Source organism: Novosphingobium sp. KACC 22771, from assembly GCF_028736195.1.
Lineage (GTDB): Bacteria > Pseudomonadota > Alphaproteobacteria > Sphingomonadales > Sphingomonadaceae > Novosphingobium.
Window position 1 is genome coordinate 2,599,887 of record NZ_CP117881.1, and the last position, 17,012, is coordinate 2,616,898.

The 17,012-nt window shown below is 64.1% G+C and carries 16 protein-coding genes and 1 tRNA gene; 7 read left to right on the plus strand and 10 right to left on the minus strand.

Annotated features, from left to right (window positions below):
• From PQ467_RS11975 to PQ467_RS11990, 4 genes are read left to right on the plus strand one after another with little or no spacing between them, the layout of a single operon-like run.
• Nucleotides 1–1,389, plus strand: a complete 1,389-nt coding sequence (locus PQ467_RS11975) for an aminotransferase class III-fold pyridoxal phosphate-dependent enzyme (protein WP_274173631.1) — start codon at nucleotides 1–3, stop codon at nucleotides 1,387–1,389.
• Between the two features lie 14 nt (nucleotides 1,390–1,403).
• Nucleotides 1,404–1,898 carry an Lrp/AsnC family transcriptional regulator gene (locus PQ467_RS11980; protein WP_274173632.1) on the plus strand — a complete coding sequence of 165 codons (495 nt, stop codon included), beginning with the start codon at nucleotides 1,404–1,406 and terminating at the stop codon, nucleotides 1,896–1,898.
• Nucleotides 1,899–1,911: 13 nt separating this feature from the next.
• A complete protein-coding gene (locus tag PQ467_RS11985; protein WP_274173633.1) occupies nucleotides 1,912–3,069 on the plus strand; it encodes an amidohydrolase in 1,158 nt (385 codons plus the stop codon).
• Nucleotides 3,070–3,074: 5 nt separating this feature from the next.
• A complete protein-coding gene (locus tag PQ467_RS11990) occupies nucleotides 3,075–3,758 on the plus strand; it encodes a cupin domain-containing protein (protein ID WP_274173634.1) in 684 nt (227 codons plus the stop codon).
• Between the two features lie 22 nt (nucleotides 3,759–3,780).
• Here PQ467_RS11990 and PQ467_RS11995 read toward each other — a convergent pair whose 3' ends face one another.
• The gene (locus PQ467_RS11995) at nucleotides 3,781–5,031 is read right to left on the minus strand and encodes a DUF3422 domain-containing protein (protein WP_274173635.1); all 1,251 of its coding nucleotides are present in this window, start codon (nucleotides 5,029–5,031) and stop codon (nucleotides 3,781–3,783) included.
• A 147-nt stretch (nucleotides 5,032–5,178) separates the two neighbouring features.
• Here PQ467_RS11995 and PQ467_RS12000 point away from each other — a divergent pair, with 147 nt between their 5' ends.
• Together PQ467_RS12000 and PQ467_RS12005 are read left to right on the plus strand one after the other, a co-directional pair.
• Complete coding sequence (locus PQ467_RS12000; RefSeq protein ID WP_274173636.1) at nucleotides 5,179–6,123, plus strand: asparaginase domain-containing protein; 945 nt, start codon at nucleotides 5,179–5,181, stop codon at nucleotides 6,121–6,123.
• 2 nt (nucleotides 6,124–6,125) lie between these two features.
• Entirely contained in the window at nucleotides 6,126–6,656 is a 531-nt protein-coding gene (locus PQ467_RS12005) for a GNAT family N-acetyltransferase (RefSeq protein ID WP_274173637.1), read from the plus strand.
• Between the two features lie 48 nt (nucleotides 6,657–6,704).
• On the opposite strand, the gene PQ467_RS12010 is transcribed toward PQ467_RS12005, so the two are convergent.
• The 3 genes from PQ467_RS12010 to efp form a co-directional block, all read right to left on the minus strand.
• A tRNA-Leu gene (locus PQ467_RS12010) sits at nucleotides 6,705–6,788 on the minus strand.
• 90 nt (nucleotides 6,789–6,878) lie between these two features.
• Complete coding sequence (locus tag PQ467_RS12015) at nucleotides 6,879–7,715, minus strand: inositol monophosphatase family protein (RefSeq protein ID WP_274173638.1); 837 nt, start codon at nucleotides 7,713–7,715, stop codon at nucleotides 6,879–6,881.
• Nucleotides 7,716–7,717: 2 nt separating this feature from the next.
• Nucleotides 7,718–8,281: an elongation factor P gene (gene efp / locus PQ467_RS12020; protein WP_274173639.1), complete on the minus strand. Its 564-nt coding sequence runs from the start codon at nucleotides 8,279–8,281 to the stop codon at nucleotides 7,718–7,720.
• A 126-nt stretch (nucleotides 8,282–8,407) separates the two neighbouring features.
• Between efp and PQ467_RS12025 the strand changes: the two genes are divergently transcribed.
• Nucleotides 8,408–8,737 carry a hypothetical protein gene (locus PQ467_RS12025; RefSeq protein ID WP_274173640.1) on the plus strand — a complete coding sequence of 110 codons (330 nt, stop codon included), beginning with the start codon at nucleotides 8,408–8,410 and terminating at the stop codon, nucleotides 8,735–8,737.
• Here the strand turns inward: PQ467_RS12025 and PQ467_RS12030 are convergent.
• The 6 genes from PQ467_RS12030 to tkt form a co-directional block, all read right to left on the minus strand.
• Nucleotides 8,734–10,716, minus strand: a complete 1,983-nt coding sequence (locus PQ467_RS12030; RefSeq protein ID WP_274173641.1) for an OPT family oligopeptide transporter — start codon at nucleotides 10,714–10,716, stop codon at nucleotides 8,734–8,736. The genes PQ467_RS12025 and PQ467_RS12030 overlap by 4 nt on opposite strands.
• 63 nt (nucleotides 10,717–10,779) lie before the next feature.
• Entirely contained in the window at nucleotides 10,780–11,460 is a 681-nt protein-coding gene (thiE, locus tag PQ467_RS12035; protein ID WP_274173642.1) for a thiamine phosphate synthase, read from the minus strand.
• Between the two features lie 80 nt (nucleotides 11,461–11,540).
• Nucleotides 11,541–12,452, minus strand: a complete 912-nt coding sequence (locus PQ467_RS12040) for a class I fructose-bisphosphate aldolase (RefSeq protein ID WP_274173643.1) — start codon at nucleotides 12,450–12,452, stop codon at nucleotides 11,541–11,543.
• A gap of 137 nt (nucleotides 12,453–12,589) precedes the next feature.
• Nucleotides 12,590–13,789 (minus strand): phosphoglycerate kinase, encoded by a 1,200-nt coding sequence (locus PQ467_RS12045; protein WP_274173644.1) that lies wholly within the window; start codon nucleotides 13,787–13,789, stop codon nucleotides 12,590–12,592.
• Nucleotides 13,790–13,886: 97 nt separating this feature from the next.
• Nucleotides 13,887–14,894: a type I glyceraldehyde-3-phosphate dehydrogenase gene (gene gap / locus PQ467_RS12050; protein ID WP_274173645.1), complete on the minus strand. Its 1,008-nt coding sequence runs from the start codon at nucleotides 14,892–14,894 to the stop codon at nucleotides 13,887–13,889.
• 14 nt (nucleotides 14,895–14,908) lie between these two features.
• A complete protein-coding gene (gene tkt, locus PQ467_RS12055; RefSeq protein WP_274173646.1) occupies nucleotides 14,909–16,882 on the minus strand; it encodes a transketolase in 1,974 nt (657 codons plus the stop codon).
• Nucleotides 16,883–17,012 lie beyond the last annotated feature (130 nt).

A 17,012-nucleotide genomic window follows, 5' to 3' on the forward strand; every position in this document is an offset into this window, starting at 1 on the left:
ATGACCGAAACCCTGACCAACCGCTCGCTGATCGACCTTGACCGCGATCACCTGATCCACCCGGTGGCCTCTTTCCGTGGCCACGAGGCGCATGGCGCGCGCGTTTTGGCCAGCGGGGACGGCATGTGGCTGACCGATATGGAAGGCAAGCGGGTGATCGACGGCTTTGCCGGGCTGTGGTGCGTCAATGTCGGCTATGGTCAGGACAGCATCGTCGAGGCCGCCGCCGACCAGATGCGCCGCCTGCCCTATGCCACCGGCTATTTCCATTTTGCCAGCGAGGCGGCCATCCGCTTGGCGGCAGAATTGACCGCGCTGACGCCCGAGGGCCTCAACCACGTCTATTTCACGCAAGGCGGTTCGGATTCGGTGGACAGCGCGGTGCGCTATATCGTCCACTATTTCAATGCCATCGGCAAACCGGACAAGAAAGAGTTCATCGCGCTGGAATGGGGCTATCACGGCTCCTCGGCGATGGGCGCGGGTCTGACGGCGCTGGCCAATTTCCATCGCGGTTTCGATCTGCCTTACAAGTGGCAGCACCATATCGCCTCGCCCTATCCCTATCGTCATCCCAATGGCCATGACGATGCCGCCGTGATCGCCAGCACCATTTCGGCGCTGGAGGCCAAGGTGGCGGAAATCGGCGCGGACAAGGTTGCCGCCTTCTGCTGCGAGCCGATTCAGGGTAGCGGCGGCGTGATCGTACCGCCGGTGGGCTGGCTGAAAGCCATCCGCGAGGCTTGCGACCGGCTGGGTATCCTGCTGCTGGTCGATGAGGTCATCACCGGCTTTGGCCGCACCGGGCCTTTGTTTGCCTGTGAGGCCGAGGGCGTCACGCCCGATTTCATGACCACGGCCAAGGGCCTGACCTCAGGCTATGCGCCGATGGGCGCTTTGTTCATGGCCGACCATATCTATCAGGCGATTGCCGATGCCAGCCCGCTGCCCGTGGGCCATGGCGGCACCTATTCGGGCCATCCGGTGGCCGCCGCCGTGGGTCTGGAGGTGCTGCGCCTCTATCGCGAGGGCGGCGTGCTGGCCAATGGCGTGATGGTGGGCGAACGTTTCGCCGCGCGCATGGAGGCGATCCGCAGTCACCCGCTGGTGGGCGATGTGCGCTATCGCGGCCTGCTGGGCGCGATCGAACTGGTGGCGAACAAGGACACCAAGGCGCCTTTCGCCGCCGATCTGGCGCTGGGTGATCGCCTCTCGCAAATGACGTGGGACAATGGCGTGATCGTGCGCTGTTTTGCCAATGCGGTGATCGGTTTTGCCCCGGCGCTGATCTGCACGCCCGAGGAAATGGATATCATCTTTGACCGCGTGCAATTGACGCTCGACCAATTGCTGGATCAGGCCGATATTCGCGCCGCCATCGGCCAATAAGAGGAAAACGCCCCATGCTGCCCGGCCCCAAACTCGACCGCATAGATCTCAAGATCCTTGCCAAGCTGCAACAGGCCGGGCGCGTTACCAATGTCGAACTGGCCGATGCGGTGGGATTGTCGCCCTCGCCTTGCCTGACGCGGGTAAAGCGTTTGGAGCAGGCGGGCTATATCACCGGCTATGGGGCTCATCTCAACCTTGGCAAGCTGGGCGAATTTCTGACGGTTTTTACCGAGGTCACGCTGTCCGAACACCGGCGCGGCGACTTTTCGCGCTTTGAAAGCCGGATCGTCAAGCTGGACGAGATCGTCGAATGCCATCTGGTGTCGGGCGGCTATGACTATCTGCTCAAATTCGTCACGCGCGGCGTGTCGCATTACCAGTCAATCATCGAAGGGATGCTGGAAAGCGATTACGGGATCGAGAAATATTTCTCCTATGTCGTGATCAAATCGCCCTTCATCAAACATCATTTCCCGATCCAGAGCCTGTTCGGAAACTCGGTTTAAGGGCTTTCAGACCATGACGGACATAGCTGCGCTGCTGGCGCCATTGGTGGCGCTGCGCCATGATATCCATGCCCACCCGGAACTGGGCTTTGCCGAACATCGCACCGCGCGGGTTATCGCGGACGCTTTGCGCGCGGCGGGGCTGGAGGTGCATGAGGGCGTTGGCGGGACCGGCGTTGTCGGCGTGTTGCGCCATGGATCGGGCAGGCGCACCGTGGGCCTGCGCGCCGATATGGACGCGCTGCCCATCGATGAAAAAACCGGCCTGCCCTATGCAAGCCGCCATGAGGGGTGCTTTCACGGCTGCGGCCATGACGGGCATGTGGCGATGCTGCTGGGCGCGGCTCAGGCGCTGGCGGCCGATCCTTCGGGCATCGACGGCACGGTCCATTTCATTTTCCAGCCTGCCGAGGAAGGGCAAGGCGGCGCGCGCGCGATGATCGAGGACGGCCTGTTCGAGCGCTTCCCCTGCGACCGGGTCTATGCGCTGCATAACTGGCCCGCCCTGCCCGTCGGAACGATTGCGACGCGCGCGGGCGCGATCATGGGCGCGGCGGACAAATTCCACATCACGCTGCGCGGGCGCGGCGGCCATGCTGCGGTCCCGCATGACACGAATGACACGCTGCTGGCCGCAGCTACGCTGGTTCAGCAATTGAACACGATCATTGCCCGCAACGCGCCGGCCAGCGCCAATGCGGTGCTGTCCGTCACCCAGATCCACGGCGGCCACGCGCATAACGTCATCCCCGGCGAGGCGATGGTGGCGGGCACCGTGCGCACATTTGACCCCGCCGTTCAGGACCGGATCGAAGAGCGGATGCGCCAGATCATCGCCGGGATCGAGGCCGGTTTCGAGGTCAGCGCCGAGCTGGACTATGACCGCTATTACCCCGCCACGATCAATGATGCCGACGCCGCGCAGGATGCCCTGACCATCGCGGCAACCGTCGGCACGGCCCAATACGCGCCCGAACCGGCGGCCACGTCCGAGGACTTTTCCTTCATGCTGCAGGTCCGCCCCGGCGCCTATATCTGGCTGGGCCAAGGCGTGGGTGAAAGCCCGGCCCCGCTGCACAATCCGCATTATGATTTCAACGACGCGGTGCTGGAAACCGGCCTGCGTCTCCATCTCGCGCTGGCCCGGCATTGGCTGGCCCCGCAGGAGTGATTGCCATGAACCTGACCACTTGCCCCTCCTTTATCGACCTTGACGCCTTCGCCCAGACCGCACAGGCGGGCGCGGATGCGGCGCTGCTGCCCTTGCGCGGCGGCCCGGTGGAAATGCACGCCTGCGCCCTTTCGGGCAGCGGCAGCGCGCAGACGCAGCCCGGTGACACGATGCTGATCGTGGCCGAAGGCACGGCGCAGATCACCGCAGGCGGCCAGACCCACACTCTGGTCAAGGGCGGCAGCCTCGTTCTCTCCGGTCCGCAAGGCTTTGACTGGAGCGCGGACCATGCCCGCGTCGTCACCATGCGCTATACCGGCGGAGCGAGCGAAGCGGCGGGCGTCACCGCCATCGACCCCACAACGGAGCGCGTACCTTCCGGCGCGCCGCTGGCCGAATTGCTGATCGGCCCGACGCCGCAATGCCGCAACCACACGCAGTTTCTCTCCACCGATGGCGAGTTCATGGTCGGCGTGTGGGATTCCACCCCCTATCACCGCCGCTCGATGCCCTATCGCCATTTCGAACTGATGTATCTGCTCGACGGCAGCGTGACCTTCATCGACGAGGAAGGCCGCGAGGGCACTTTCCGCAAGGGCGACCTGTTCATGGTCGAACAGAATGCCCAGTGCAGTTGGGAAAGCCGCGAGGACGTCACCAAGATCTTTGCGATCTATCGCCCCAAGTAAAGGTGGGCCGGGTTCCGGGCGATCAATGGTCGCCCAGAACCCGCGCCTTCATCCGGTGAAGCCCCAGCCACATGCCGACCACCACCATGGGCACCATCACGCCCATGATCTCGGCCGCCGGGAAATGTTCGAAACGATGCTCGGCGGCTTTGAGCATATAGCCGATCAGGCTGATGCCATAATAGCTGAGCGCGACGACCGAGAGGCCCTCGACCAGTTGCTGCAGCCGCAATTGCAGGCTGGATGACCGCTCCATGGAGCGCAGCAAGCGCCCGTTCTGGTTCTCGATGCGGGTTTCGACGCGGGTGCGCAGCAGCGAGGTGAAATGCGCCGCCCGCTGCGTCAAATCCTCCAGCCGCCGCGAATAGGCCTGCGTGGTGCGGATCGCGGGCAGCAGGCGGCGCTGGGTAAAATCCTCAAGGCCGGGATGGCCCGGGATCGTGCGCGGAGCCAGCGCGGCAAGCCGCTCCTCCACCAATTGCGCATAGGCGGCGGTCGCGCTCATCCGGTAATGCGTCTCGGTGGAAAGCGACATGAGATCGAGGCTGAGCATCGAAACCCGTTCGAGCAGCGCATCATCGCTCGTTTCGGGATTGGCGACATCGGCGGCCAGTTGGCGCAAACTCGCCTCGGCCGCGTCCAGCCGGGGCCAACAGGCCTGCGCCATCGGCAGGCCCATCAGCGCCAGATTGCGATAATTGCCCAGTTCCTGAAACCGTTGCAGCAGCCGCGCCAGATCGGCGGGCGCCGCGCCATTGGCCGACACCAGCGCAATGCCCAGCCCCTCGGCCCCGATGCGGAAATCCGACCACAGTCGCACGCCCGACGCGCCGATCATGCAGGAAACGAGATCGGACCCGACAAAGCCCATCTGCGGCAAGAGATCGCGCGCCTGTGCCTGATTTTCCACCACATGGATGCGGGTGGCGCGGATGGTCTGGCCGGGAAAGCGCTCGATCCATGCCAATGCCTGCGCGGGGTCGGCATGGGGTTCGTGCATGAACAGGGTGATGCCGCAGGCCTCGCTGTGCTGTTCCCAGACGAAGGACAGGCCGGGGCCAAGCTCGCCCTCGGCATGGCGCGGATTGTCCGATTGGTTCAGCCGCCCCGCGATCGGCAGAGCATCCAGCATCGCCCGTTCCGCCCCGCGCTCCTCGGGCGAGACCAGCCGCAGCACCTGAAGTATCCGCATCGGCGTGTGGATCGCGGGCCATCGCCGCAGGTGCATCTCGCCCACCACCTGCCGCCGCAGCGGATGTTCATCGAGCCTCATTTCCCCTCCCCCGACGTTTCTATGCCGCCAGGACCACGATGCCGCAGGCGTGGGGCCGGTGTCGATCATGCTTAGGGCCAAGCGCGGCGCGCCCTTCGCAGTTTGCCCCCTTGTTCCCCCGGCGCGGCGCGGCCATAGGCTTGGCGCATGAGCATCATTCTGATCGACGCCGGGGGAACCATCTCCTCCTTGCCCGATGCGGGCGGCAAACTGGCCGGGGGCGCTTCCGGCCTTGGAGAAACGCTGGCGGGGCCTGTTGTGCGGCAGGTTTACGCGGGCCTGTCCGAGGACATGACGCTGGCCGACATGGCCCGCGTGCGCGATGCGGTGCTGGCCGCCTTGGCCGAGCCGGAGGTGAGCGGCATCGTCGTCGCCCATGGCACCGATGCGATGGAGGAAACGGCCTATCTCATCGACCTGTCGTTGCCTCTTACCAAACCCGTGATCGTGACCGGGGCCATGCTGCCGATCAGCGATCCGGCCAGCGATGGCCCGGGCAATCTGGCCGCAGCGCTGCGCGCCGCCGCTACGCCAGAATTGGCGGCGCATGGCGCGCTGGTGGTGTTTGCCGGGCATCTGATCCCGGCGGCGCTGGTCTATAAACATGCCACTTCGGCGCTCGACGGCTTTGGCTGGCGAGGCGGTGCGGCGGGCGCGGCCTCGGGCGAGGCGATCACGCCGCCTGCGCCCCTGCCCCGGTTTGCGCCTCTGGGCCCGGTGGTGCCTGATAGTTCCTGCCCGATTATCGCGCTGTCTGGCGGAGATGATGGCGCGATGATCCGCGCGGCGGCGGCCTCGGGCGCGCGGGGCATCGTCCTGATGGCGCTGGGGCGCGGCAATGGCTCGGCGGGCGCCGCTGGGGCCGTGGCGCAGGCGGGCGTGCCGGTGGTGGTTGCCTCGCGCTGCCCTACGGGCTCCACCGCCGCCGATTATGCCAGCGGGCAGCGTTTGGCCGAAGCGGGTGCGATCTTTGCTGGCGGATTGGGCGCGACTCAGGCGCGGATGCTGCTTGCCACCCTGATCGCGGCGGGTGAGGCCGATATCGCCGGACAATTTGCCGCACGCGGCGCGCTTTATACCGAAAGCCATTGATCATGCTGACCCATCGCATCGCCGTCATGGACGATCTGGACGCTCTGCGCGCCTTGATGGCGCGGGCCATCGACCATCTGCAAACCGGATTCCTGACCCCGGAGCAGATCGCCGCGAGCCGCCATGTGATGGGGCTGGATACCCAGCTCATCAAGGATGGCACCTATTTCCTTGTCGAATCGGATGGGGTTTTGGCGGGCTGCGGCGGCTGGTCCTATCGCGCCACCCTCTATGGCGGCGATGCCAGCGTGGTGGCGCGTGAACCAGCGGTTTTGGACCCGGCGCGCGATGCCGCCCGGATTCGCGCCATGTACACCAACCCCGATTTCGCCCGCCGCGGCATCGGTCGCCGTGTGATGCAGGTCTGCGAAGATGCCGCCCGCGCCGCCGGTTTCGCCCGCACCGAGATGATGGCGACGATGGCGGGCGTCCCGCTCTATCGCTCCTGCAGCTATGCCCCGATCGAAGAGGTATTGTCCGCCCCGATTGATGGGGTGCGGGTGCCGTTGTTGCGCATGGGCAAGACCTTGTAGGCAAAGAAAAAGGGCCGGCGATCAACCGGCCCTTTTTTCATCAGGGAATGGTGCCCCTGGCCCGACTCGAACGGGCACATCTTTCGATATCCGATTTTGAGTCGGACGCGTCTACCATTCCACCACAGGGGCGCTATTCCCAAAACCTTCCGCGAAAGGATCGACGCGGCGGCTCTGTTGCCTCCGCCTAGCGATCCTTTCGCGTCAGATCAATGGCTTTTATCAGCCTTCTTTCAACGCGCCTGCCAACAACTTGTGGAGGCGCGAGTGGAGAGCGTCATTGCCCGCCAGCACTTCCTTGTCGCAGATCGGCAGCGACTGGCCGCGATAGTTCGACACGAAACCGCCAGCCTCACGCACGAGCAGACAACCGGCAGCCGAATCCCAAGGCTTGAGGTTCGATTCCCAGAAACCTTCGTAACGCCCGGCCGCCACCCATGCCAGATCGAGCGCAGCCGCCCCGAAACGGCGAATGCCCGCCACCTGCGGCGCGATGGCCGCATAGATCTTGGCCCATTCCATCGGATCGCCATGGCCCGCAAAGGGAATACCGGTGGCAATCAGGCTCTCGTCCAGATGGCGGCGGCCCGAGACACGCAGGCGGCGGTCATGCAGCCATGCCCCGCGCGTCTTTTCGGCCCAGAAGCTTTCATCCGTGATCGGCTGGTAAACGATCCCGGCGATGACATCGCCCCAACCGTCGCCCGCCGGGCCCTTGCCATCATACGCAGGCTCCTGCGCAGCGATGGAAATGGCGAAATGCGGGATGCCGTGCAGGAAATTGCTGGTGCCGTCGAGCGGGTCGATGATCCAGCGCGGGCGGGTGGGATCGCCTTCGATCACCCCGCCCTCTTCCATCACAAAGCCCCAGTCGGGGCGCGCGGCGCGCAATTCGTCATAGATTGTGCGTTCGCTCTGCTGGTCGGCGCGGCTGACGAAATCCGCCGTGCCCTTGCGGCTCACCTGCAGGTGTTCCACTTCGCCAAAGTCACGACGCAGGCGCTGACCGGCCTTGCGGGCGGCGCGCTCCATCACGCGGATCAGGCCGGAAATTGCCATGCTCAGTCAGCCTTACCGACATAGGTGCGTTCGTAAACGTTCACCACGATGCGGGTGCCCGAAGCGATGTGGGGCGGCACGAGGATGCGCACGCCATTGTCCAGCACGGCGGGCTTGTAGCTCGACGAGGCGGTCTGGCCCTTCACCACGGCGTCGGCTTCGACGATGGTGGCTTCGACCTGTTCGGGCAGCTGAACGCTGATCGGGCGTTCATCGTACATTTCGAGAACCGCTGTCATACCGTCCTGCAGGAAGGCCGCAGCATCGCCCAGCAGGTCGGTCGGCAGGTTGATCTGGTCGTAGTTTTCCACGTCCATGAACACCAGATCGTCGCCCTCGGCATACAGGAACTGGAAATCCTTGGTATCGAGACGGACTTTCTCCACCGTATCGGCGCTGCGGAAACGCACATTGGTCTTGCGCCCGTCGATCAGGTTCTTCATTTCGACCTGCATAAAGGCGCCGCCCTTGCCGGGCTGGGTATGCTGGGTCTTTGCGACCTTCCAGATACCGCCTTCATATTCGAGAATGTTGCCGGGGCGGATTTCGACGCCGCTGATCTTCATGGGGTTTGACCTTCGATGGAAAAGAGCAGGAATAAGTTTGGCGCAAAAGCGCAGTCGGGCGCCCTTAGCGGACGCAGGGCCATCTGGCAATCATGCAGTGCATGGGGTTTGGCCGGAATTATGGTCATGGCCCAGCCCGCCTTCGCCGGACCCGATGGTCCTGCGTTTACCGTGCGGCGCGGCGAATATGTCTGCGAATTGCCGGGAACGGCGCTGACAGCGGCGGGTCTGCGCCGCGCGGAGGAGGATTTCACCATCCGCCAGGGCTCGATCTACAGCACGAGCGAGGGGCGCGGGTCCTATCTGGCCACGGGCGATGAAATCCACATGACCACCGGCCCCAAAAAGGGCGAACGCTTTCGCCGGGTCAGCGAGAATTTCCTGCGCAAGCTGACCAGCGAAGGCAAGGAGACCGACCTTCGCTGTATCCGCCGCGTGGCCAACAACCGCTATTAATTTTCTACGGGCCAAGTGGTCCGATGCGCCGCCGCCCGCTTGGTGCTGGTGTAAAGCCAGACCAGCGCGGCGGCAAAGATCACCATACCCAGCGGCAGCGCCATATCGCCCGGCTCGATGATTTCGAGCGGGGTCGGGCTGTTGCGGGCCGCCGCGATCCCGGCAAACACCACGCCAAACAGGCTCTCGCCCGCGATCAGGCCGGTGGCCGCCAACACGCCCAGCCGCTCGGCCAGTTCAGGGTCGTGGCTCTTTTTGGCCCAATTGTCATAGACCCGCCCGATGATCGCCCCCACCGGAATCAGCAGCGTCAGGCCCATCGGCAGATAGATGCCCATGCCCAGCGCCAGCGGGGGCAGCGCGCCTTTCTTCATCGCGCGCAGGGTTTCATCGATGATGATCGCCACCACGCCGATGCCCGCGCCGATCCCGATCAGGTTCCAATCGAGGCTGCCGCCCAGCACGCCCTGCGCGATGGCGGAAATAAGCGCGGCCTGCGGGGCAGCCAGCGCTTCGGGGCCGGCATTGGCGGCGCCCTGAAACCCAAAGGTGGTGTTGAGCAGGCTGAGCACCGGCGGAATGACCAGCGCGCCAAACACAACGCCCAGCACCAGCGCGATCTGCTGGCGCCACGGGGTCGCGCCGATCAGCTCGCCGGTTTTGAGATCCTGAAGGTTGTCATTCGAAATCGTCGCCACGCCAAAGACGATAGCCGTGACGAAGAGCGCAAAGGCCACCAGCGCGCGCGTGGCCTCGGGCGCGATGCCCCGGCCAAAGATCGCCGCCAGCAGCAGCGCGATGCCCAGCGCCGAAATGATGCCCGTGCCCGAAATCGGGCTGTTCGAGGCCCCGATCAGGCCCGCCATATAACCGCAGACCGAGGCGATCACGATGCCGATCAGCAGCACATAGAGCACGGTCAGCACCAGCACCGGCACGAAATGCGCCTCAATCGGCCCGCCCGAGGCGAATCCCGCCAGCAGCAGCCCGATCGGCACCATCGAGGCGGCAATCACCGCCCCCACCAGCCCAATCGGCAAATCCTGTTCGGCCAGGGCCAGCGCCCCGCCCTGCCCCGATTTGCGCGCGCGCTGGGCCGCCATGGCGCCCGCAATGCCGCGCACAATCGGCCCGATCACGCGCAGCAGCGTCCAGACCGCCGCCACGCCAATCGTGCCCGCGCCGATAAAGCGCACCTTGCTCTTGAAGACGCCCGACACGAAACCGGCCATTTCGTGCATCTCGGGCACTGCGCCCGCGGTGTAATGCGGCACAAGGATGACCCAGCTGATCAGCATGCCGATCAGCATCGCCACGCCCACGGTGATCCCCACCAGATGGCCCACGCCGATCAGCGCGAGGCTGAAGCTGGTGGACACACCCGAAGCGCCCGCGCCAAAGCGGAACACGCGCGAGGCTTCCTCGGCCACCACACCCATCTTGGCCAGCAGCGTATAGCCCACCGACACGCCCGACCCCAGCACGATGGCGGCCAGCCCCTTGCGGTTCTCTTCCTCGCCGCCGACGCCCGCGCCCACTTTGAGCACCTCGGCCGCCGCCACACCTTCGGGATAAGGCAGATCGCTGCCCGTGACCAAAGCGCGGCGCAGCGGCACCGAATACATCACCCCCAATATGCCGCCGACGCCGATCACCGCCACCGATTGCCAATAGGGAAAATCCACCCACCAGCCGATCATAATCAGACCGGGCAGCACGAAGATGATCGCGCTCAATGTCCCCGCCGCGCTGGCGATGGTTTGGACGATGTTGTTTTCCTGAATCGTCGCGCCCGAGAAATGGCGCAGCACCGCCATCGAGATCACCGCCGCCGGGATCGATGTGGCAAAGGTCAGGCCGATTTTCAGCCCGAGATAGACATTGGCCGCCGTGAACACGATGGTGAGCAGAGCGCCCAATACGACACCGCGTAGGGTCAGTTCGCGCGTATTCGCGCTGTCAGGATTTGCTTGGGTCATGCCCATGTTCTGACACGCCGGCGCCCCTTGGGAAAGGGGCAGCCGACATGCTCTTCAACAACTTTATTGCGCGGCCGCGATGGCATCCATCAAGGCTTTGACATTTGCCGCCTCATCGCCATTCCAGACCGCACCGGAAATCGCAAGAAAATCAGCGCCCGCCCGCACCAGATGCGCCGCATTTTCAGCATTGATCCCACCAATCGCCACGCAGGGAATTTCAAACAGGCCCTGCCACCATGTCAGCAGTTCAGGCTCGGCGTGATGCTCGACCTCTTTGGTGGTGGTGGGATAGAAGGCGCCAAAAGCAACGTAATCGGCCCCGGCCTCACCGGCCTCCAGCGCCAGATGGCGGCTGTTGTGGCAGGTCACGCCGATCTGGGCATCGCGGCCCAGCTCCTCGCGCGCCACCTTCACATCGCCGTTCTGGGCCATATCGTCCTGCCCCAAATGCACACCATCGGCGTTGAGCCGCTTGGCCAGCGTGATCGAGTCGTTGACGATGAAGGCGATCTCGCGCTCGGCGCAAATGGCCTGAAGCGGGGCGGCCAGACGCGCGGCGGCGTGATCGTCAATGCCCTTCACGCGAAACTGGAAAGCGGCGATCCGGTGACGCCCCTTCAGCCCCGCATCCAGCGCGCGCGCCAGCCTTTGCGGAAAATCGCCGCCCACATCGGCGGGCGAGATCAGGTAAAGCTGCGTGGGCGCGCGGGTGTGTTCGAAAGTCGGTGCTTCTTCGGTCATGGCCGCGCCCATACCGCATAAAAAACGCGGAGGCCAGTCTTGGCCCCCGCGTCTTTTGTTTTGCCCAAGCGGCTGAGGATTTATTCCTTGCCCTTGTAGATGTTGACCAGCTTACCCAGCATGGCCAGCGCTTCATCGCGCGGGCGCTGGAACGTGTTGCGGCCGATGATCGAGCCGTTGCCGCCGCCATCGCGGATGTCGCGCGCGTCCTGATAGACGGCATCGGCGCCCTTGGTGGCCCCGCCCGAGAAGATCACGATGCGGCGGCCGTTGAAGCACGACTGGACGACATGCTTGACGCGGTCCGCCTGCGCCGACCAGTCGGTGCCTTCATAGCACGGCTTGGCTTCGGCCTGCTCGATGTGGTTGCTGGGCAGCTTGACCTTGATGATATGCGCCCCGATCAGCGCCGCGATATGCGCGGCATAGGCGCCCACGTCCAGCGCCAGTTCGCCGCTCTTGGGCAGCTTGCCGCCGCGCGGATAGGACCAGATCACCGTGGCGATGCCAACGCTGGCGGCTTCGTTGCGCAGTTCCTTGATCTCTTCGATCATCTCGAACACATCGTCCGAACCCGGATAGATCGTGAAGCCGATGGCCGAGCAGCCCAGACGCAGCGCATCATCCACGCCGCCCGTGAGCGCCTGGTTGGCCGCCGTGCCCCAGCTGTTCGAGCTGTTGACCTTCAGGATGGTCGGGATTTGCCCGGCAAACTTGTCGGCGCCCGCCTCCAGCATGCCCAGCGGCGCGGCATAGGCCGACAGGCCCGCATCAATGGCCAGCTGATAGTGGTAGTGCGGATCATAGGCGTCGGGATTGACCGAAAAGCTGCGCGCCGGGCCATGTTCAAAGCCCTGATCGACCGGCAGGATGATCATCTTACCCGTGCCGCCCAGCTTGCCCTGATTGAGCATGCGATAGAGGTTGGCCTTAACGCCGGGATTGTCGGATTCGTAATTGCTGAGGATCTTCTGGACAACCTTGGTGGTCATGCGTGCTTCCCTGTTGGTTAAGGCCCTTTTGCTCATACCTATGCATTGAGGTTTGCATAGGTATGCGCGGCCGGTCTGAAATAGCCCGCCCGGTTTTGCAATGCAACTGCTGCACTGCAACCGGGCGGGCGAATTATTTAGATTTCGAGCGCCTTGACGCCCGGCAGTTCACGGCCTTCCATCCATTCCAGGAAAGCGCCGCCAGCGGTGGAAATATACGAGAAGTCCCCCGCCACCCCGGCATGATGCAGCGCAGCGACAGTGTCGCCGCCGCCCGCCACCGAAACCAGCGAACCTTCCTTGGTCAGCGCCGCCGCGATTTTGGCCAGAGCCACCGTCGCGGCATCAAAAGGCACGGTCTCAAACGCGCCCATCGGCCCGTTCCACACCAGCGTCTTGCAGGTTTTCAGCGCATCGGCCAGCGCCTCAACCGCCGAAGGGCCCACGTCGAGAATCATCTCGTCGGCGGCCACCTCATGCACGTTGCAGGTGCGCAGCGAAGGCGGATTGGCGGCAAATTCCTTCGACACCACCACTTCATAGGGCAGATGCACAGTGCAACCGGCAGCGTCCGCCGCTTCCATGATCTCTTCGGCGGTCCCGGCCAGATCATGCTCGCACAGGCTCTTGCCCACATCCACGCCGCGCGCGGCCAGGAAAGTGTTGGCCATGCCGCCGCCGATGATCAGGTGATCGACCTTGGTCACCAGATGCTTCAGGACATCGAGCTTGCTCGACACCTTGGCCCCGCCGACAACGGCGGCCACCGGACGCACCGGGTTGCCCAGCGCATTTTCCAGCGCTTCCAGCTCGGCCTGCATCGAACGGCCCGCATAGGCGGGCAGCACATGGGCCAGACCTTCGGTGCTGGCATGGGCGCGGTGCGCGGCCGAAAAAGCGTCATTGACGTAGAAATCGCCGACCTCGGCCATTGCCTTGACCAGTTCGGGGTCGTTCTTTTCCTCGCCCGGCCAGAAGCGGGTATTTTCCAGCAAAGCAATATCGCCCGCGCGCAGGATGCCCGCGGCCTGCTTGACCACATCGCCCGCCACTTCGGGCACAAACATCACTTCGCGGCCCAGCACCTTTTCCACCGCGCTCACGACCAGCGAGAGCGACTGATCCGCCACGCGATTGCCCTTGGGGCGGCCGAAATGCGCCAAGAGCAGCACCTTGGCGCCCTTGTCGGCCAATTCCAGAATGGTCGGCGCCACGGCGCGCACGCGGGTGTCTTCCGTCACCGCGCCATCCTTCATCGGCAGATTGAAGTCCACGCGCACGAGCGCGACCTTGCCGGTCACATCGCCCAGATCATCGAGCTTGCGAAAAGCCATCACTAACCCCCAATTCGGAACGCAGCTTTAGCGTCCGATCGTAAACATATGGCTGAGAAACGAAGGGCGGAAAGGTTTCCCTTCCCGCCCCGGTGTTCCATCAGAGGAACTTGGCCATCGCGCCGGCCGTGTCCAGCATGCGGTTGGAGAAGCCCCATTCATTGTCGTACCAGCTCAGCACGCGCACCAGCTTGCCGTCGATGACAGCCGTTTCCAGCGAATCGATGGTCGAGCTGTGCGGATCGTGGTTGAAATCGATCGAAACCAGCGGCTCTTCGGTATAGCCCAGCACGCCCTTGAGCGGACCTTCGGCGGCAGCCTTGAGCAGAGCGTTCACTTCCTCGATGGACGTGTCGCGCGCGGGGGTGAACGTCAGGTCGACAACCGACACGTTCGGGGTCGGCACGCGGATCGAGGAACCGTCCAGCTTGCCCTTCAGTTCGGGCAGCACTTCGCCCACGGCGACAGCCGCACCGGTCGAGGTCGGGATCATGTTCAAGGCAGCGGCGCGGGCGCGACGCGGATCCTTGTGGATCTGGTCCAGGATCTTCTGGTCGTTGGTGTACGAGTGGATCGTGGTCATCAGGCCGCGCTCGATACCGATCGATTCATGCAGAACCTTGGCAAAGGGCGCCAGGCAGTTGGTGGTGCACGAAGCGTTCGAGACGATCAGATCGTCGGCGGTCAGCGTTTCGTGGTTCACGCCGAACACGACGGTCTTGTCGACCTTCTTGGCGGGCGCCGAGATCAGCACGCGCTTGGCGCCGGCGGTCAGATGCTTGCCGGCCGAATCGCGGTCGACGAAGAAGCCGGTGCATTCCAGCGCGATGTCGATGCCATTGGCGGCATGCGGCAGGTTGGCGGGGTCCTTCTCGGCGGTCACCTGAACGCGCTTGCCGTTCAGGATCAGGTCGTTGCCGTCCACTTCGACGGTGCCCGAGAAAGTGCCGTGGACGCTGTCATGCTTGAACAGGCGGGCATTGGCCTTGGCATCGGCCAGATCGTTGATCGAAACCAGTTCGAGCCCGCAATCGGGGCGCTCCAGAATGGCGCGGGCCACATTGCGCCCAATGCGACCGAAACCGTTGATGGCAACCTTCACAGCCATGAATAACCTCCTCGTTAGTTCTGGAGTGCCGCAAGAATTTGCGGCGCAATCTTTTCAGCCGTAAGACCGAAATAGTCATAAAGAGCCGGGGCCGGAGCCGATGCGCCAAAGGTGTCGATACCAAAGCGCAGACCGTCAAGGCCCGTAATACGTTCCCAGCCGAAAGTCGTACCTGCCTCGATGCTGACGCGCAGCACGTCGGCGGGCAGCACATCGGCCCGGTATTCCGCATCCTGATCAAGGAAGCGGCTCATCGACGGCATCGAGACAACATCGGCGCCCACACCCTGCGCTTCGAGCGCATCGCGGGTCGCCATTGCAATCTCGACTTCCGAACCGGTCGCCACGATCACCACCTTGCGCGCGGCCTCGGCCACGGCAAGACGATAGGCTCCCTTCGCCGTCAGGTTGGGGCCCGAGTGGCGGAATTGCGGCAGGTTCTGACGGGTCAGAGCCAGCACGCTGGGGCGGCCTTCATTGGCGATCGCCAATTGCCATGCCTCGGCGGTTTCAATCACGTCGGCGGGGCGGAACACTTCCAGATTCGGGATCATGCGCATCGACATCACATGTTCGATCGGCTGATGGGTCGGACCGTCCTCGCCAAGGCCAATCGAATCGTGGGTCAGCACATAGACCACCTTGGCGCGCTGAATAGCCGACATACGAATGGCATTGCGGCAATAATCCGAAAACACAAGGAAAGTGCCGCCATAGGGGATGATGCCGCCATGCAGCGCCATACCGTTCATGGCCGCGGCCATGCCGAATTCGCGGATGCCGTAATAGACATAGCGGCCGGAATAGTTCTGCGGACCAAACGGCTTGGTCGACTTGGTATCGGTCAGGTTCGAGCCGGTAAGGTCGGCCGAGCCGCCCACCATTTCAGGCACATGCGCGGTCAGCACTTCCAGAGCCATCTGGCTGGCCTTGCGGGTGGCAACCTTGGTGCTGCCTTCGAGCCATGCGTCGAACGTGGCCTGCACCTCGGTCTGATCCGGCAGCTCACCGTCCATGCGGCGCAGCAGCTCGGCGCCCTTATCGCTGGCCGCCACACGCGCGGCCCAATCGACCGCCGCCGTCTTGCCCAGGCCGCCGACATTGCGCCAGTCGCCCAGCACATCGGCGGGCAGTTCAAAGGCAGGCAGGGTCCAGTTCAATTCGCCGCGCGCCGCCTCGATTTCGGCTGCGCCCAGCGGCGCGCCATGCACCGAATGGCCGCCCTGCTTGTTGGGCGCGCCCTTGCCGATGATCGTGCGGCAGGCAACGAGCGAGGGGCGCGGATCGGCCACCGCCTCGGCAATCGCGCGTTCGATATCGACAAAATCATGGCCGTCGCAGGACACCACATGCCAGCCGGTCGCCGTATAGCGCGCGGCCACGTCTTCGCTGGTCGACAGATCGGTGTCGCCGTCGATGGTGATGCGATTGTCATCCCACAGCACGACCAGACGGCCGAGCTTGAGGTGCCCGGCAAGGCCGATGGCCTCGTGGTTGATGCCTTCCATGATGCAGCCGTCGCCCGCGATCACAAAGGTCTTGTGGTCAACCAGATCGTCACCGAACTGCGCGTTCAAATGGCGCTCGGCAATGGCAAAGCCCACCGACATGGCAAGGCCCTGACCCAGCGGGCCGGTGGTGCATTCCACGCCCGGCAGCTCAAAATTCTCCGGGTGCCCGGCGCAAACCGAGTGCAGCTGGCGGAAATTCTTGATGTCTTCGATCGTGGGCTGTTCATAGCCGGTCAGGTGCAGCAGGCTGTAGATCAGCATCGAGCCATGGCCCGCCGAGAGGATAAAGCGATCGCGGTCGGGCCAGCGCGGCTGGGCCGGATCGAACTTCAGGAATTTCGAAAACAGCACCGTGGCGACATCGGCCATGCCCATCGGCATGCCGGGGTGGCCCGAATTGGCGGCCTGAACCGCATCCATCGAGAGCACACGGATGGCGTTGGCCATGTTCTGCAGGCGGGGGGCGGTAATGCTCATGATGCTTCCGAAAGCTCCGAATAGGTATGCACAGGCACGTAGGCGTGCGATTCGCGGTGCCTCCATTGCGGACCCATGGGGGCTGCGTCAACCTCTGCGCAGCGCCAAAATGCCATCGAAATGGCCGCAA

Coding starts and splice junctions, on each gene's coding strand:
- PQ467_RS11995 (WP_274173635.1), bottom strand. CDS start 5,031: ATGAGGCTCGATGAACATCCGCTGCGGCGGCAGGTGGTGGGCGAGATG.
- PQ467_RS12025 (WP_274173640.1), top strand. CDS start 8,408: ATGGCCCAGCCCGCCTTCGCCGGACCCGATGGTCCTGCGTTTACCGTG.
- thiE (WP_274173642.1), bottom strand. CDS start 11,460: ATGACCGAAGAAGCACCGACTTTCGAACACACCCGCGCGCCCACGCAG.
- efp (WP_274173639.1), bottom strand. CDS start 8,281: ATGAAGATCAGCGGCGTCGAAATCCGCCCCGGCAACATTCTCGAATAT.
- PQ467_RS11985 (WP_274173633.1), top strand. CDS start 1,912: ATGACGGACATAGCTGCGCTGCTGGCGCCATTGGTGGCGCTGCGCCAT.
- PQ467_RS11980 (WP_274173632.1), top strand. CDS start 1,404: ATGCTGCCCGGCCCCAAACTCGACCGCATAGATCTCAAGATCCTTGCC.
- PQ467_RS12005 (WP_274173637.1), top strand. CDS start 6,126: ATGCTGACCCATCGCATCGCCGTCATGGACGATCTGGACGCTCTGCGC.
- PQ467_RS11975 (WP_274173631.1), top strand. CDS start 1: ATGACCGAAACCCTGACCAACCGCTCGCTGATCGACCTTGACCGCGAT.
- gap (WP_274173645.1), bottom strand. CDS start 14,894: ATGGCTGTGAAGGTTGCCATCAACGGTTTCGGTCGCATTGGGCGCAAT.
- PQ467_RS12000 (WP_274173636.1), top strand. CDS start 5,179: ATGAGCATCATTCTGATCGACGCCGGGGGAACCATCTCCTCCTTGCCC.
- PQ467_RS12030 (WP_274173641.1), bottom strand. CDS start 10,716: ATGACCCAAGCAAATCCTGACAGCGCGAATACGCGCGAACTGACCCTA.
- PQ467_RS11990 (WP_274173634.1), top strand. CDS start 3,075: ATGAACCTGACCACTTGCCCCTCCTTTATCGACCTTGACGCCTTCGCC.
- tkt (WP_274173646.1), bottom strand. CDS start 16,882: ATGAGCATTACCGCCCCCCGCCTGCAGAACATGGCCAACGCCATCCGT.
- PQ467_RS12040 (WP_274173643.1), bottom strand. CDS start 12,452: ATGACCACCAAGGTTGTCCAGAAGATCCTCAGCAATTACGAATCCGAC.
- PQ467_RS12015 (WP_274173638.1), bottom strand. CDS start 7,715: ATGGCAATTTCCGGCCTGATCCGCGTGATGGAGCGCGCCGCCCGCAAG.